The organism is Collinsella tanakaei, from assembly GCF_030373545.1.
Classification (GTDB): domain Bacteria; phylum Actinomycetota; class Coriobacteriia; order Coriobacteriales; family Coriobacteriaceae; genus Collinsella; species Collinsella tanakaei_C.
Window position 1 is genome coordinate 1 of sequence record NZ_JAUDCO010000025.1, and the last position, 823, is coordinate 823.

Below are 823 nucleotides of genomic sequence, written 5' to 3' on the forward strand. Positions count from 1 at the left end.
AGTTCGTCGACATGAACGTGGATGACTACGTCTCGGTCATCAACGCCCCCACCGGCGACAAGCCCTATGGCCATGCCTACACCGTCAAGTTCCTGGGCAATGTCGTCGAGGACGGCGGCGTGCGCTACGTCAACCTGCCGGTCGACGCCCTGAAGCGCATGGCTATCGCCCAGCTGAAAGACGGGCTGCCCGTATGGTTCGGTTCCGATGTTGGCCAGTGCTTCCTACGCGATGACGGCGTGCTCGACCCCGCCGCCTTTGAGATCGACACCCTCTTTAACCTGCCTATCGAAGCCGGCCTGGACAAGGCGGCGCGCCTTGATTACGGCGAGTCCCTCATGACCCATGCCATGACGCTGCAGGGCGTGAACCTCGATGGTGAGGGCAACCCCACGCAGTGGCGCATCGAGAACAGCTGGGGCGAGGACCGCGGCAAGAAGGGCTACAACATCGCCTCCGATGCATGGTTCAGCGAGTACGTCTATCAGGTCGTCGTGGATAAGAAGTACCTGACGGCCGAGGAGCTCGCCGCCTACGAGAGTGAGCCCATCGAGCTCGCACCCTGGGATCCCATGGGTTCGCTTGCCCGCTAACGCGTAAACGAGCGGCCAGCTTCGGCTGGCCGCTCGTTCGTTTTGCGCAAAGTGGTCACGAGATGACGATTCCTGTCAGATGACCACCGGTGCGCCGCTTCACCAGAGCGCTATCCATGCGCATATAGTTTATTAAACGCCAACCTATAGCTCGCAAGCATGGTTGTACCAATTGATTGTGCCGCGCAGGGCTGTCCGCCCCAAAATGGAACTCTCAGTGGCAGGTTTAA

At 60.1% G+C, this 823-nt stretch carries 1 protein-coding gene; it reads left to right on the plus strand.

The window, feature by feature from the left end:
* Positions 1 to 593: C1 family peptidase (locus QUW00_RS09345; protein WP_289614105.1), on the plus strand; the 593-nt coding region annotated here is incomplete at its 5' end.
* Between the last annotated feature and the right edge of the window lie 230 nt (positions 594 to 823).